This window comes from Acinetobacter sp. FB (assembly GCF_056033405.1).
The window spans coordinates 1,986,465-2,001,146 of sequence record NZ_CM148502.1; the positions used below are offsets into that span (position 1 = coordinate 1,986,465).

At 37.1% G+C, this 14,682-nt stretch carries 12 protein-coding genes and 1 pseudogene; 6 read left to right on the forward strand and 7 right to left on the reverse strand.

Annotation, left to right across the window (positions count from 1 at the left end; all coding sequences use genetic code 11):
* The first annotated feature begins 378 nt into the window (after nucleotides 1-378).
* The 5 genes and pseudogenes from AC0JIQ_RS09335 to AC0JIQ_RS09355 form a co-directional block, all read left to right on the forward strand.
* A complete protein-coding gene (locus tag AC0JIQ_RS09335; protein ID WP_474201462.1) occupies nucleotides 379-3,399 on the forward strand; it encodes a LodA/GoxA family CTQ-dependent oxidase in 3,021 nt (1,006 codons plus the stop codon).
* 1 nt (nucleotide 3,400) lies between these two features.
* On the forward strand, nucleotides 3,401-4,516 hold the full coding sequence (locus AC0JIQ_RS09340; RefSeq protein WP_474201463.1) for a tryptophan 7-halogenase: 1,116 nt from the start codon (nucleotides 3,401-3,403) through the stop codon (nucleotides 4,514-4,516).
* 248 nt (nucleotides 4,517-4,764) lie between these two features.
* Entirely contained in the window at nucleotides 4,765-5,919 is a 1,155-nt protein-coding gene (locus tag AC0JIQ_RS09345; protein WP_474201464.1) for a catalase family protein, read from the forward strand.
* Nucleotides 5,920-6,145: 226 nt separating this feature from the next.
* Nucleotides 6,146-6,688: a DUF2939 domain-containing protein gene (locus AC0JIQ_RS09350; protein WP_474201465.1), complete on the forward strand. Its 543-nt coding sequence runs from the start codon at nucleotides 6,146-6,148 to the stop codon at nucleotides 6,686-6,688.
* Nucleotides 6,678-7,172, forward strand: a pseudogene (locus tag AC0JIQ_RS09355) (type I restriction enzyme endonuclease domain-containing protein); the annotation flags it as partial. The gene AC0JIQ_RS09350 and the pseudogene AC0JIQ_RS09355, both read left to right, overlap by 11 nt.
* A 553-nt stretch (nucleotides 7,173-7,725) precedes the next feature.
* Here the strand turns inward: AC0JIQ_RS09355 and AC0JIQ_RS09360 are convergent.
* From AC0JIQ_RS09360 to AC0JIQ_RS09380, 5 genes are all read right to left on the reverse strand, one after another.
* Nucleotides 7,726-9,843: a DEAD/DEAH box helicase gene (locus AC0JIQ_RS09360; protein WP_474201466.1), complete on the reverse strand. Its 2,118-nt coding sequence runs from the start codon at nucleotides 9,841-9,843 to the stop codon at nucleotides 7,726-7,728.
* A gap of 65 nt (nucleotides 9,844-9,908) precedes the next feature.
* The gene (locus AC0JIQ_RS09365; protein ID WP_474201467.1) at nucleotides 9,909-11,084 is read right to left on the reverse strand and encodes a tyrosine-type recombinase/integrase; all 1,176 of its coding nucleotides are present in this window, start codon (nucleotides 11,082-11,084) and stop codon (nucleotides 9,909-9,911) included.
* Nucleotides 11,085-11,768: 684 nt separating this feature from the next.
* Complete coding sequence (locus AC0JIQ_RS09370) at nucleotides 11,769-12,110, reverse strand: hypothetical protein (RefSeq protein ID WP_474201468.1); 342 nt, start codon at nucleotides 12,108-12,110, stop codon at nucleotides 11,769-11,771.
* Nucleotides 12,111-12,113: 3 nt separating this feature from the next.
* Nucleotides 12,114-12,638, reverse strand: a complete 525-nt coding sequence (locus tag AC0JIQ_RS09375; RefSeq protein WP_474201469.1) for a hypothetical protein — start codon at nucleotides 12,636-12,638, stop codon at nucleotides 12,114-12,116.
* Nucleotides 12,639-12,725: 87 nt separating this feature from the next.
* Nucleotides 12,726-13,166 (reverse strand): TM2 domain-containing protein, encoded by a 441-nt coding sequence (locus tag AC0JIQ_RS09380; RefSeq protein ID WP_409721300.1) that lies wholly within the window; start codon nucleotides 13,164-13,166, stop codon nucleotides 12,726-12,728.
* A gap of 100 nt (nucleotides 13,167-13,266) precedes the next feature.
* On the opposite strand from AC0JIQ_RS09380, the gene AC0JIQ_RS09385 reads away from it, so the two are divergent.
* Nucleotides 13,267-13,536 carry a helix-turn-helix domain-containing protein gene (locus AC0JIQ_RS09385; RefSeq protein WP_126132627.1) on the forward strand — a complete coding sequence of 90 codons (270 nt, stop codon included), beginning with the start codon at nucleotides 13,267-13,269 and terminating at the stop codon, nucleotides 13,534-13,536.
* Between the two features lie 138 nt (nucleotides 13,537-13,674).
* On the opposite strand, the gene AC0JIQ_RS09390 is transcribed toward AC0JIQ_RS09385, so the two are convergent.
* Together AC0JIQ_RS09390 and AC0JIQ_RS09395 are read right to left on the reverse strand one after the other, a co-directional pair.
* The gene (locus tag AC0JIQ_RS09390) at nucleotides 13,675-13,830 is read right to left on the reverse strand and encodes a hypothetical protein (RefSeq protein WP_164546311.1); all 156 of its coding nucleotides are present in this window, start codon (nucleotides 13,828-13,830) and stop codon (nucleotides 13,675-13,677) included.
* Nucleotides 13,831-14,129: 299 nt separating this feature from the next.
* Nucleotides 14,130-14,360, reverse strand: coding sequence for a helix-turn-helix domain-containing protein (locus tag AC0JIQ_RS09395; protein ID WP_474201470.1), 231 nt, complete (start codon nucleotides 14,358-14,360; stop codon nucleotides 14,130-14,132).
* Between the last annotated feature and the right edge of the window lie 322 nt (nucleotides 14,361-14,682).

The following is a 14,682-nucleotide window of genomic DNA, read 5'->3' on the forward strand; positions in this document are numbered from 1 at the left end:
ATTTTATTTTTTATTTCATAAATATTGACTTTAAACCCATTATTATATTTTTATACAAAACAGCCTAAAACTAATAATTAATTAAAATTATCTAAATAATAAAAAAACTATTTTAGCTTAAATATTTAGTCCCACGATTTAAAACCTATATTTTATTAGCGCTAACAACAATATCAATTATCATTATCAATTCTTTATTTAATAAAACTTATCAGATTTAAAAAAACGGTCGAAAAATAAATAATTTATTAAAAAACAATAATTTAAAAAATACAGAACTGTTTTTATAGGACATGTATTGACCATATAAATCCTTTTCTGTAATTTCTTATCGGCAATACACTTTATAAATAATTTTAAAAATAATAAGGGATAAATATGGACCATCTAAAATCAATTACGTCTGAAAGTGCACCTTGTGTAGACTGCTCTACTGACCCAATTGAATCTCTAAAAGCGATGTTCGTAGATATGGTACAAGCTGGACGTATTGCCAAAGGTCAATGCCCTGCTATGCGTCCTGTATTTCTGAAACCGCACGGTGTGGCAGCAGCAGAATTCGTTGTTCGTAGTGATCTCCCTGAAAATTTGCGTGTTGGTCTATTTGCAAATTTAGGCAAAAGTTATCCAACATGGATTCGATTCTCATCAGATACCACACCTACTCGTACAGACTATAAATCCACACTGGGTATCGGAATTAAATTATTTGATGTTGCTGGGGAAAAATTACTCGGTAATCCTCATGCCGATACCTTCGATTTCATCTTACAAAACTTTGATGCATTCTTTGTTGATACAGCTAAAGATATGCGCGAATTCACTAAGGCTGGCGTTGTTGATGGCGATTATGATCCATATCTTAAGGCACATCCAAAGACGTCTGAATTGCTTGATGCAATGGCAAAACCAGTCGCAAGTGTATTGGCATCACCTTATTGGAGCGGTTTACCCTTCCGTTTTGGAGAGGATCAATATGTCAAATATAAAATTGAACCGACATTCTATTTAGATCCCCCTACTCACTCACCGAATGATCCCTCATATCTCGCCACCGACCTGAACACTAGATTAAAAAATTCAGAAGCTCGTTTTCGATTCATGATTCAGCTAAGAACGGCTCCAGAACAAATGCCTTTAGATGAAGCAACTGTAGTCTGGCCGGAAGATCTGAGTCCACCTATCCATGTTGCGGATATTGTTATTCCTATTCAAGATATCAGCGCACGTGGTCAAGCAGAATACGGCGAAAATCTAGCAATGAATATCTGGCGTGTGACAGCAGAACATGCTCCTGTTGGTTCTATTGCTGATGCGCGACGTGTGGTTTATGCAGCCTCCGCAGAATTACGTCGTAATGTTAATGGTGTGCCACAAGGTGAACCAGACACACCTCGTCCATTAATATCACCTGCAAATGCTGTTGATACGGATATTGTTCGTGCAGCGATTCATCCTGCTATTGGAATTGCACGGGTTGGTGATAGCATAAACGAGTTTTTTATTGGACCTGAAGTTGTCGATGCACCAGCCGATTTAAATCAACAACCTAATTCTTATCGTGATGCTACAGGTGCAATTAAAAGACAAGCAGCCCGTTTTCGCATTTATGGTTACAACGCAGCAGGCGAAGTGGTACGCGAATTAACTCCTGATAATGCAGATATTGTTTGGACCGTACACGTTGCGAATCGTAAAGCCGAATGGTATCAATTCCAATATGCGCTTGATATTCCAGAAGCTGTGAATGCTCCAGATAATGCTTTTACATTACGTAATCCAACCGTAAAAGATCGTAAAAAATTAGCAATAGATCCAGGACCGCGCAGTATTTTTGGTCGTAATGTATCAGGTGGTGCTGAACATCGTTTTGATACAGGTACGTTTCAAGCTGCTGCTGATCAACCCGTTACCGTACCTCTTGGAGAGATTCAAACTGATGAAAATGGTCGTTTAATTTTCTTAGGAGGACACGGAAAAGCAGCTTCACCAACTGATGCACCTGTATATGACCCAGAAAACCCACCAAGCTTTAACAACGCCAATGACTGGTATGATGACACTTCAGATGGTCCAGTAACAGCAACGGTGTCAATTAATGGAATTAGTATTCCTGTTGAATCCGCTTGGGTTGTTGTAGCTCCACCCAATTACGCACCCGATGTTGTAAGTTGGAGAACAATGTATGACCTGATGTGTGATGTTTATGTTAATGCTGGCTGGATGAGTATGCCTGAAATGCCTTCATTTACTAAAGACATTTTACCTCTGTTACAACGTCTAGGTGGCTTACAGTGGGTAAACAAAGGCTTTGCAGCTTATTTCGGTAAAGGCTGTCCAATGGATTTCACCAATCCGTCTTTGTTAGCCAAGTTGTCATTTAAACCTGAACAAGCTACTGATCCGGACCCATATAGCGAATTACGTCGTGCGATTCTTCATAGCTTCAGACCATTAAAACCGTCAGTTGCTGAACCAGTGACGTGGCCACATATTTGGCCTTGGATTTATGGTGATGCTTTTGGTAGCTTCCCTGAAAATGGTACAGGTAACATGCTCACCATGACAGGTCTACAACAAGGAATCTTACAACATTGGGTAAATGGTAAATTCATCAATGATTGGACAACTGAAACACCTACAGTACCAACATCAATTGATCAAGTACCATTAGCACAACAACCAAATATGCTCGATCAAGCCGCTTTACATTATTGTTTGGCAGATACATTCCACCCAGGTTGTGAAATGACTTGGCCAATGCGTCATGCCAGTATGTACAGTGCCCCTTTCCGTATTCGATTACGTCCAAGTTCAGAACCAGAGCCTTATTATGGTTCGACCATGACTCCGATTAAAGTACAACAGGTTGATGGACCATTGTATGCACAAACTGCCGGAAGCATAACAAGATGGATGGCAATTCCATGGCAAGGTGATACTGCATTCTGCCGTTCAGGCTATGATCCAGACTTTGATCCGTATTTACCAACTTTCTGGGCTGCGCGAGTTCCAAACCATGTATTGACTGAACAAGATTATCAAAAAGTAATGAACCTAGATTTGCCAAGAGAAGAACGAATTGCAGCATTTAATCAACGTCTAAATTGGCTTCGTGCAATTAAAGATGCAAATACTGCAGAAGTGATGCTGCGCATGATTGCCCATTTTAATGAGTTGGGTATTGTTGAGGTACGTCCTGGTATCAAAGATGATCCAGATCTTCCTGAATATATCTATGTAGAAACATTAATCGCAGGACAACTCAAAACTGCGGCAGAAAATGCAACCACATTATTGCGCAATATAGCTCGACCTCTGACCGAATTAGAAAAAGCTGGATGGGCAGATCAAGAACAGCTATTGGCATTCCGTTCAGTTCGTGTACAAAAACGTTAAGATGGAAATTTTTGATGTCGATGTGTGCATAGCAGGTAGTGGTCCTGCTGGCACCATTGTGGCCAGACAGCTTGCGCAAGTAGGTTTATCAGTTACTCTAATTGATAGACCTGCACACAAAACACATAAATTTGGAGAGACTCTGCCCAGTGCAGCAATTCGCCTACTCAATAAACTTGGGCTTATTTCTCTAACCGCAAAATTAAAAACCGAGAATCAATTTAGCAATACCACCTACTCTGAGCATGTTGGCGGTAATATGACTTTTTGGGGAAGTAATATCTTATCAACCACAGATTATATCCATGACCCTTATGGCTTTGGATTAAGAATTAATCGTAAAAATTTTGATGAACTACTCAGAAAAGAAGCGCTCTTAAGTGGAGCAAGACTCTATCCATCAGATGTTGTAGCCCTAGAAAAACATAATGGTATATGGAAAATCAGGCTTGAAGATGGAAAAACAATCCATTCCAAATGGATTGTCGATGCCACAGGTCGCAGTGCAAAATTGATCAAACTTCTTGGGATTGAACGTTACCGTGGGGTTCCATTGGTTGCTTTATACCGTACCTGTACGCCCCAGAAAAATGTAAAACTGAACAGGACCATTATTTCTGCCAGCCAAAATGGATGGGTATACACAGGTAAAATCAATGATCATCAGTGGGTCATTGGATACCATACGACTCCCAAAATAGCTACTCAATTTCATCATGACAATAAACAATGGGAGCATCTGATTTCTAAGAATGTCGGTTTATACGATTTATTGGGCAATTTAGAATTTGGTAAAGATATTTTCTCTCATGATGTTCGTAGTAGTTGGTTGGAACAGCCAATAGGCAACGGTTGGGTTGCTTGTGGGGATGCATTACTTGCATTTGATCCTATTGCTGGACAGGGTCTATTTAATGCTCTTTATACAGGTATGAAAGCCGCAGAAGCTATTTTAGCTACTCAACATAATGAAAATAACCACAGAAACTACACCACTGAAATTAATAAAATTATCAATACTTATGAAAATCGTCGTTACCTCCTTTACAAGCAAGAGCAAAGATGGACCGACAACCCTTTTTGGCAAGCACACCAAACCGTAGCAAAAACAACTTGATTATGCAGTTATGAACGAAGATTTTATAAGCATATTTTAAAAGTCAGACATAAACATAGTCTATAAAAAACCACATTTCGATAAAAGTTAAATATAAAATCAATAACTAAGAACAGCTTGTATTCTTACTCAAGTTTTGATGTACTAAAATACAGGATAGCAATAATTCCGATAACAACATCTTTTACCACACAGTGTATCGATCCATCGCACTCAACAATAGCTGCAATGGGATAAGGAGCAAGTAAATGTCAAGTTATATGCCATCGATACGTTTCAGTTTGTTGTTATTTGCCATGACTCCTATTTTGATAAACATAAGCGGTTGTTCTAACAATCTTCAGCAAAGAAAAACCATAACGAATATGCATCAACTTCCCTATCCAAGCATTGATAGAGAGCTCGGTGAAAAATTACAGCCTGATGAAGAAATAATAGCGAATCAAATTACAGAGCAAATTGTTCAATCAATTCGAAGTCAATACTCCTCTGGCAATGCATTGAGAGATGCACACCCCAAAGCGCATGGCTGCGTACGTGCAGAGTTTCATGTATCAAAATCTATACCCAAAAACTTAGCTCAAGGAATTTTTGTTCCTGATAAAACCTATTCAGCATGGATTCGTTTTTCTAATGCTTCTGGTGATGCCACAAGAGCTGATGATAAAAAAGACGCGCGTGGTATGGCAATAAAATTGTTAGGCGTCCCAGGTAAAAAAATCTTGGAAAATGATGAGCAAGCGCTGACTCAAGATTTTATTATGATCAACCACCCTGTATTTTTCGTAGATGAACCTTTACGTTATTTATCTTTTATAGAAGATACAAATAGCAAAAGTACTTTAAAAAAATTGCATATCCCTTTCGCATTAGGTTTTAAAGGAACACTCAACGCATTGGGAGCAAGTAATTCAAAAATATCGAATCCAGTTCAAGCTCGCTATTGGTCGATGGTCCCCTATCAATTAGGATTAGGTGCTGATCGTCAAGCAGTAAAGTATTCGGCAAGACCTTGCTCCCTAAATGCGGATACTATGCTTAATCAATCAGATCCTAACTTTTTGAGATTAGCTCTACAAGATACCTTAAATAAGAAAGATGTATGTATGGAATTTCTTATACAACCAAGAACATCAAATAAAATGCTTGTAGAAAATTCGATGAATGAATGGAAAGAAGACAAGGCTCCTTTTTATAAAGTTGCAACCATTCATATTCCTCAACAGGTTTTTAATACGCCTGATCAGAATAAATTTTGTGAAAACCTTTCATTTACGCCTTGGCATTCTCTACCTGAACATAAACCATTAGGTGCGATAAATAGATTACGTAAAGTAATATACGAAAATATAAGTATCGTCAGACATGAAATGAATTCTGCTCAGAGACAAGAGCCTAAATAGAAATGTTAAAGAAAATACTTTTAGAGAGCATATTAGAAAATCTTTTGATAATTTAGCTTCTATTATATTGAAGATACTTTCTGAAGATTTTAATCATAAATATTTAGCATTAATAAATGACAAAGATGATTGAATCAAATATTGATCTGATCAAACAGAATAAATTATATAACATTTAGGTGAAGTCTTTTACTGACTTCACTTTTTTACCTTCATAGGGCTGAATATGAATAAGAAATTGATCGGGGCCATAATCGCTGTCGTTATCGTACTAGTTGGGGGCTACTATTATGCTTCCCCCTACCTCGTCCTCAATAGCATTAAGAATGCAGCACAAGCAGGTGACAGTGAGAAAGTCTCTACATTCATGGACTATCCAAGTGTCCGTCAGAGCTTCAAAGATCAAATAAATGCTTACATAGTTAAGGAAATGGCATCAAAAGAAACTAATGGTTGGGAAGCATTGGGAACAATGATCGCAACAACCATGGTTGATAAAATGGTAGATGCTGTCGTTATGCCTGAAGGTATGACATTGATGCTCCAAGGGAAAGACTTCAAGGACAGCTTAAAACCACATACAGAGCAATCATCAAATCAGACTACTTCAAAAGAAAAATTAGATTACAGCACGCGTTATTTGTCGATGAACATGTTTGAGGTCACACTAAAAAATCCAAACAATGAAAAACAGCTAAAAATCATTATGGAACGTGATGGCTTAAGTTGGAAAGTCAAAAAGTTTGCCATTCCAATGGATATTGGCTGATGAAATCAAAATCAGAGGTCAACTTAGCGTAACCCAAGGCAAAAAGCTCATGGATATGCTCAGTACTGCCATCAAGGGCTATCAGAATAAAGTATTGACTGCTGCTGAAGTGATTGACGAACTCATCAAGCTTGCAAAGACTATTCAGGAATCTGACAAGCTTGCTGCCGAACTCAATCTAACTGAATACGAGTATGCCTTCTACTCTGCTGTCGCTGAAAATGACAGTGCAAGAGAACTGATGCAAAAAGATATCCTTAGAGAGCTTGCAGTGGTACTTACGGAATCTATTCGCAAAAATGTCACGTTGGATTGGACAATTAAAGAAGCTGCACGTGCAAAGTTAAGAGTAATTGAGAAACGACTGCTAAAAAAATATGGATATCCACCTGATATGGCATTACTAGCGAAAGAAACTGTTATAGAACAGGCTGAGCAATTGGCAAATGAACTAGCGGAAATGTCGAATCTAGAAGAGGTTTGACCATAAATTGGTCCATCGGATTTTTGAACTGATGGACCATCAAATAGACCGTTGGTCTAAACTGTTTTTCTTATTTATTCCATTGAAAAACCCTCTAAACTCATGGCTTAGAGGGTTCGATATATGGTGGGCCCAGACAGACTTGAACTGTCGACCAACGGATTATGAGTTTAGATAAATTCATATTTAACTATATAAATATCAATGATTTATATTTACCAATCAATAAAAACATATCATTATCAAGATACCGTAAGAACATTCTTTACAAAGCAAAGAAAAATAACGAATTCTCTATATTTCGATAGAGTTTTGATCAAAAAAAGTAAATATCAAGAGATGTAAATACATGAGAAATAAAGCCTTATTATTTCACATCTACAGTAAACCCGAAGATTTACCGTAACAAGACCAGAAGACCGTAACGATAAACCGTAGATAACAATACGTTTTTTATAGACCGTAACTCACCATAAGTACTTTTGCTGACTCTTCGTGTGTAGAACTGACCGTAGACTGATGTTTCACCACTTGACTACGGTCTAACTTATTTTCACGCTGCCATAGTTTGCGTCAACTCCAATATGCCACCAAGTAGCTGACCAGATCGAGCATCTATTCTGTCACCATCTAATTCAATACATTGTGGTTTGTTTGGATCAATATAGGAAAGACCAATATATTCATATCCCAGCCAACCTAACGACACAAAAGTTACAACCTTTTTTTCATAAGGTTTCTTATCATTTTTGATCGTAACATAACAGTATTTTTTAACAAAATTTACGGCTTGCTTAGACTTAAGAACGATCTTATTCGTCTGGTCTAACTCAAAATATTTAGTACTTTTGATTCCCAAAGCAAACTTGGTAGCCGCATCTTTATCAAGCTTTCTTAGTCCTAGATTAATCATCTTTTCCAAGGCTTTTACACCATATGACTTAGATGCTTGATCGTTCCTAAATATATGCTCAGCAATGTGATCCATAATTACTTTAATGATTCGGTTATTTTGATACGCTTCCCCTACCTTTTTGACATGGCTATAGTTATCTGCTCGTAATATTGCAAGAATATCATGCATATTAGCAACATAGCTTGAGATCTTAGCCATTTGATTATACAAAAAAGATTCGATGCTACTCTCTTCTTTCGAATAGGGATTGATTTGTGGTGTTTGTAGCACCTGCCTACCATGAAAAGTGACCCCATGTACTTGGCTCGTATCCTTGAGAAATTGTTTAGCAACTCCTGATACTTTATTTTCTTTCAGTTCTTGCAGCTTTTGCTTAGCTTCTGCGTAAGCTTTTTCCAACTCGCCACCAATGGTTGCAGTGCTGACTGTTTGAGAAATGAATGCATTTGGATTAGCTTCAGTTAATCGATATTCTAAATATCCAATATTAGAATAAAGATTCTGAGTATCTATTGAGAATGCTTTAGCTGCGACAACCGCGTGATTGATAATAATTTCATCATCAATGCATCCAAGCCCTTCTATTTTTATCAAATCTTTGAGAGCCTTGTTTATAGTCTCTACAACCTTATGCCCTTTGAGCGATTGTTTTTGCTTCATAAGTTGTGAAGCAGCTTGAAAATGCTCTAAAATCGCGATATTGGCTGCACATTCTAAGTTAACCATTTCTACACATTGCTGATGAAATGCCACTACATCACCAATTATAGAACTATCAATTTCTTGATCTAAATGAATGTAAATTGGTGGATTTGCATGACGTGTTCTGCCTATAAATTGAGTAATTTCATCTACATGGGTATTACCACCCAATATATGAATACTATCAATCTCATCATCAGTATTCATGAAGTTTATGGCTTCATCCCAAACAGAAGTTGTCAAAATTACGCTATATTCCATTGATAACTTACTTGAGTTAACCATATCAACAATAGCCTCATTCCCCTGTCTTTCTCTGTTTACAACAAGTGTAGAAATACCCTGCTTCTCCAAAAAGAAACGATATTCTTCTGCTTTTCTTTTATCGTTAATTCGAACAAAGATGATCTTTTCAGAATCCGTAGACTTCATCAAATTAACTCGGTTAATGATCAAGTTAACGCAGTTAAGATCATGTTGCTGAGCATATTCTTGTAAAAAGATCTGACGTTGAACTGGCTTTACTTGGGTAAACTGATAAATATGATCAAGTGAAAGTGGCAACTTATCTAAAAGTTCCATAGTAAGCGTTGCACTCACCAACAATACCTTGCTGACATGCTTCTTTTCTATAAAGTCTAATATTTCATTTAATGCCTTGCCTCTATACCCACCAGCACAATAAAGCTGATGCACTTCATCCACCACTAAAATAGTATCTGATTGGATGTATGACTTGATTTTAGCTAACTGATCATATGTAGCCACAATATTATTTGTCGATAATTCTTCCTCAGACACTTTAAGTTCCCCATAACAAAAAACAGTCCCCTGATCTTTGTAATTTTGCTCAAGCTGTTGTACCTGAGACACTTTTGGACACAACATCACAACACGCTCCTGCGGCATAAGAGTTTCCATTACAAATGTAGATTTTCCTGTGCCTGTAGAAGCTTTAAGCAAAGTTGTGCCAACTTCAATTGATGTCAAAAGATCACCAATCATCTGGCCTTCATTTAAGTTAAATGTCGCAGTGTTTGCAAAATTTGGCATAAGTGTTCCTAAGGGTATGATTTTTCATACCCTATAAAATTTAAGTTGGTATTTAGGTTTAGGCGTTAAGCTGAAACTGAAGCCTGATTTACAATTTCTGCAACTTTCTGGTAGGCATCCAGCATGACTTCCCCATTCAGATGGGCATAACGTTGGGTTGTTTGTGGTGAGGCATGACCAAGTAAATGCTGAACAACATAGAGACTTAAGCCTTTGTTTACAGCCATACTTGCAAAGTTGTGTCTCAAATCATGGATACGCATATTTGTTATTCCTGCTGCTTTCATGATTTTGTCGTAACATTTACGAATATCATTAAATGGCTGTCCTGTTTGCGGATTAGCAAAAATGTACTCACTTTGGCGTGGTAACATTTTTCTTATCTCCGTCAGACTCTCACTTGCTAAACGTATCAAGCGAGGTTTGCCTGATTTGTTATTTTCAAGCTTCCAATGACCCGATGACAAATCAACATCGCCCCACTTCATATCCATAACTTCCCGTTTACGCATACCTGTTAGCAATAAAACCTTTACAATTGCCACAATAACTAGATTGTCAATTCCGTATTGAGCAGGCGTATTGAGTACTTGCATAAGCCTAGGTAGCTCTTGCTCAGTTAAGAAACGTTCGATTTGATTAACCTCTTTATATTTCTTAACTCGCAATACTGGATTCCTTTCAACCAAACCAAGATCAATCGCATAGCTATACATGACGGAAAATAATGCACGAATACGATTAATCGTTGCATGTGATAGCTCCGAATCTTTCGCTTGATCAAGAATTTGCATGACGTGTACTGCTTCAACTTGGTTGAGAGGAATTTGTCCAATCACATCTCGCAGATGATTGTTAAACCGTGACAAATCATCACTGTGTGAACGTTTACGTTTCTGTGCATGTGGGTAGTAGGTATTCGTAAAAAACTCTGTTACTGTCGGCATTGCTTTTTGCACATCACGTTCATGCTGTGGGTCTTTACCAATCGCCAGTAAATCATTCTTTGATGCAGCAATGATTCTTACGTCCGCTAAACGTAATTCAGGATAGTTCCCCAGTTTCATTGCACGTTTGGTACCGTTAAACACATAACGAAATAACCAAGTCTTTTTACCCTGACGTGTAACAACAAGTTTGAGCCCTTTGACTAGATTGTCTGTTATCTCTAACTCCCGTTTAGTTTGAGGACAAACAATGCTCATCACGAGCGCTTCATCCAATTTTAGTTTCGCATTCATAGATTTCTCCAAAATTTAGGCAAAAAATCCCCCTGACCGTTAAAGGCCATCATTTAAAAATGAGACAAAATAGGGAAGATTAGATCAATCAATATTTCATTGAAGACTGGGGTTAGCTTCTGAATTTAAATAGCCTTTAAGTTCAAAAGTCCAAAGAAGCAAAAAAATTTCCTAACTGAACAAGTTGAAAATATGGTGCAGGATAGTGAGTTCGATGTAAAGATTAGCGCTATAGGGTTCATTTTCTTACTTTTTGATACAAAAATTAATCTAAATAAAATTCAATAACTTAAGGAATCACTTTTTTTAAAATTATTTGACAATACAAAAAATTGGTCCCTCATAAGGCATTGATTAAATTTAAGAAAATTTTTTGTAAAAAGTTGGCTTCCTAAATTCGACTGTTTGAATTTCAACCAATTTTTTTTATTGTTGACACGTTACATGATTTAGGTTAAGGACTACAAGACCCTGCTTCTTCCTATTTGACGTATGCATTAGCCCTTTCCTTACAAGTCCAAATTAGAATTCCCGTAAAACCCAAAAAGTTTTACGGTTCATCTTACGGTTTAAGGCTGGTGTTTAGGTTTATAGGATGCTGTTTAACAACTAGAGAGGCATAACTCAGGGGCTTATCCAATTATCCTCTCCACTACTTTGCTGACTGGGGTTCCTAAAGCATCATTACGGATTATTTATACCCAAACTTGAATAGATTTGATAAGGAATGTAGATCAATACCCCTTCAGTATCGTTAAGGGTGATATACACTTCACAAGCATGTGGGCATTTCTCAATGTACTCAATTTCACTAGCATTTAGTTTGTCCAGAATTGAGAATGGTAAACCTGCAATAGGTACACTAAGTTCATGACTATGCTCTAAAACAACAAACCACCCATCTTGGGTGGCTTGGTAGTCTTCTTGATACTCTATTTCGATTCGATCAATCGCACTAGATATTGCTAAACGTATAGCTCGATCCATTACACGATCTAAATCTTGCTTACTTTTGACAATATTCATTCGCTACCCCTCCTTTTTTGATGTTTCAGAACGTCCGTGTTTTTGCTTATCCGTGATAGATTTTGTATCGATTGCCTTTTTAGCATCATCGGCTAATACATTGGATAATGGTGCAGATGATACGTCATTGAGCCTTTTTAGCCAAAATTCAGCATCATCACTCACTTCTAATAACCGTTGCGTATTGGGGTGAGGATGAACGACTTTCTGATCAACGAGAATTGCAGCTAGAAAGCATGGGTTATTTGCTGATTTACCAATGAAAAGTCCTTTCAATACGGTTGCATGAAAAGCTTTTCCAGTTTTTCGTAGTGCATAAACTGTCTGAAGAATATCTTCTATTTTGACTAATTCTGCGCTAAACCCACCTGATGATTCATTTTTGCTGATCGCTATTCCTAACGATGCATCATCATTATTTCGCCATATTTGATAATGTAAGTTCCCTTTGGATCGTTCTGATAGCTTTGGGCAAATTAGCGTATTGACTAGGGTATGATTAATTTTATCGGGTACACGTGGTTGCATATTTTTCTCCAAATTTTGGGTATAAAAAATCCCGATGTACTTTTCGTACATCGGGACATAGATATTTCGAATCAGTGAGAAGCTAAATTACCAAAGCCATGAAAATGGCCCATTCAGCTTTCGAACTTTTTCATTGATTTCTTGCTCAGACAGAAAGCAATAACGAACAAATTCGATAAAGCTTAGTATGAGTGGAATATACAACACAGAGAGCACTAGATAGACAATTCCCCACCCCCATGAGCCCACATAGAATTTGTGCCCACCAAAACCGCCTAGGAAAAGAGTGAGTATAATGAGTGCAAACTTAGTTTTTTCCTTTTTCTGCTCCACTGTAGTTGTGGCTAAGGAAGGATAAACATTAATAGCTTGGCCTGATTCATTAAGCTCATAGTCAATTTCTAAACCTTCTTTTATCGGAATAGCGCCCCGCCATTCAAATAGATCAAATGAAATACGTTCACTATTTTTTGTGATGATTACTGCTTTATTTTGAACAGTATCAATTCCGAGAATTTTTCCTTCCATATATACCTGACTTATAAATATTTGAATTAACTGATGATCGAGATACGTTCACAATGTACCTATTTTGGGTACAAAGGTCAATGTATCTTAAATAGGTACAATGACAAATAGTATCTACACCAATGAAATGCTTGCTTTGCGAAGTTGGTTGAAACAAGAACGTGAAGCTAGAAATCTTTCTATGCGTGCTCTAGCAGAACGTATGGAGAAACCGCACTCGTTTATACAAAAAGTTGAACAAGGCGAACGCCGTTTAGATGTCGTAGAATATGTATGGTATTGCCATACTTTGGGTATTGATCCTCAGATTGGACTGCAATTAATTCAAAATGAGCTTCCAAAAGATAATAGTTCCATACCTCCTACCTAAGCATTCATCCACGATAATCTAGATATTTTCATGCTAATTGGTCTTTTACATGGCCTTTCTCCTAATCTGAATGCAAGCATAAAAAATCCCGATGTACTTTTGTACATCGGGATCAATTGTGAAACGTATGAGATTGGATCAGATCAGAATACGACCTATAGCAATTAGCTTCTCAAGAATAGCTCGTTCTGGGTTATTACATGTGTAAAGTGCATTTGCCAAAGTTTGGGCTTTCTCTGTTGGAATGAGCGCAATAGCATCTGCAATGCACTCTAAATGATGCGAATATTTCATCTGTACTCCTGTTCACGTTTATGAATATTATTGCTGCATACATTATTTACTTAGCAACTCACTCAAATAATATGTAAACCAAAGTTAGATTTATTTCGCTTTGCTAGAAAAATGAGATTGATCTACTGTAGGGGGTGAAATTGATATTATATGAATTATTATATAAGAAAACTCCCCCTAGTTTTTGGTCACTAACCCTTATCTAGTAAGGCTTTTACCTATTTTTGCATTATAGATTTTTTACTCCCCCTCCAAAACCAACACTGTAGAAAATATAATCAGCCCGTATAATAGCCGAATCACTTAGGCTGATTTTCTAGCTCATCGCTGATGTACTGGATTCCTTGCTTAGGATCACTCCCTAGCGCATGGCAATAATATAGATACTCAATAATATCCAATACATATTCACCCTGCTCAACATCGTTGATATATGAGCTAGGTTTGTTCAGCTTATTGGATAATTCTAGTTTCGAAATTCCTTTAGATTTTCTTTCTTTTTTGAGCCATTGCTGCAAAATTTGTGTCATTCTGATTCACTCCCAATAAGGGAAAAGCCCAAAATATAAGGCTGTATCGAACAAAAATTTTTGGAAATTAGAACGTTACTTGATACAAAGTAAACTACCTTCATGATCGCTCCTAGTTATAAAGATCATGAAAATAATATGTAGCCGAGCTATTTTTTCATTTCGGATTATTTTTACTCGGCATCCCATTCAAAAGTGATATTGATGTTGAGTTTTAGATATTAATAGGCGGGATAGACAGGTGATGTCATTATGAATAGAGCAATTCAAAAGAGTCAAATTGTAGATCCCATTGAAGTCGAGCATGATTTTATGGGTAACT

Excerpts from the sequence above, each read along its gene's own strand:
- AC0JIQ_RS09335 (WP_474201462.1), top strand. The coding sequence starts at position 379 with ATGGACCATCTAAAATCAATTACGTCTGAAAGTGCACCTTGTGTAGAC.
- AC0JIQ_RS09340 (WP_474201463.1), top strand. The coding sequence starts at position 3,401 with ATGGAAATTTTTGATGTCGATGTGTGCATAGCAGGTAGTGGTCCTGCT.
- AC0JIQ_RS09345 (WP_474201464.1), top strand. The coding sequence starts at position 4,765 with ATGTCAAGTTATATGCCATCGATACGTTTCAGTTTGTTGTTATTTGCC.
- AC0JIQ_RS09350 (WP_474201465.1), top strand. The coding sequence starts at position 6,146 with ATGAATAAGAAATTGATCGGGGCCATAATCGCTGTCGTTATCGTACTA.
- AC0JIQ_RS09360 (WP_474201466.1), bottom strand. The coding sequence starts at position 9,843 with ATGCCAAATTTTGCAAACACTGCGACATTTAACTTAAATGAAGGCCAG.
- AC0JIQ_RS09365 (WP_474201467.1), bottom strand. The coding sequence starts at position 11,084 with ATGAATGCGAAACTAAAATTGGATGAAGCGCTCGTGATGAGCATTGTT.
- AC0JIQ_RS09370 (WP_474201468.1), bottom strand. The coding sequence starts at position 12,110 with ATGAATATTGTCAAAAGTAAGCAAGATTTAGATCGTGTAATGGATCGA.
- AC0JIQ_RS09375 (WP_474201469.1), bottom strand. The coding sequence starts at position 12,638 with ATGCAACCACGTGTACCCGATAAAATTAATCATACCCTAGTCAATACG.
- AC0JIQ_RS09380 (WP_409721300.1), bottom strand. The coding sequence starts at position 13,166 with ATGGAAGGAAAAATTCTCGGAATTGATACTGTTCAAAATAAAGCAGTA.
- AC0JIQ_RS09385 (WP_126132627.1), top strand. The coding sequence starts at position 13,267 with ATGACAAATAGTATCTACACCAATGAAATGCTTGCTTTGCGAAGTTGG.
- AC0JIQ_RS09390 (WP_164546311.1), bottom strand. The coding sequence starts at position 13,830 with ATGAAATATTCGCATCATTTAGAGTGCATTGCAGATGCTATTGCGCTC.
- AC0JIQ_RS09395 (WP_474201470.1), bottom strand. The coding sequence starts at position 14,360 with ATGACACAAATTTTGCAGCAATGGCTCAAAAAAGAAAGAAAATCTAAA.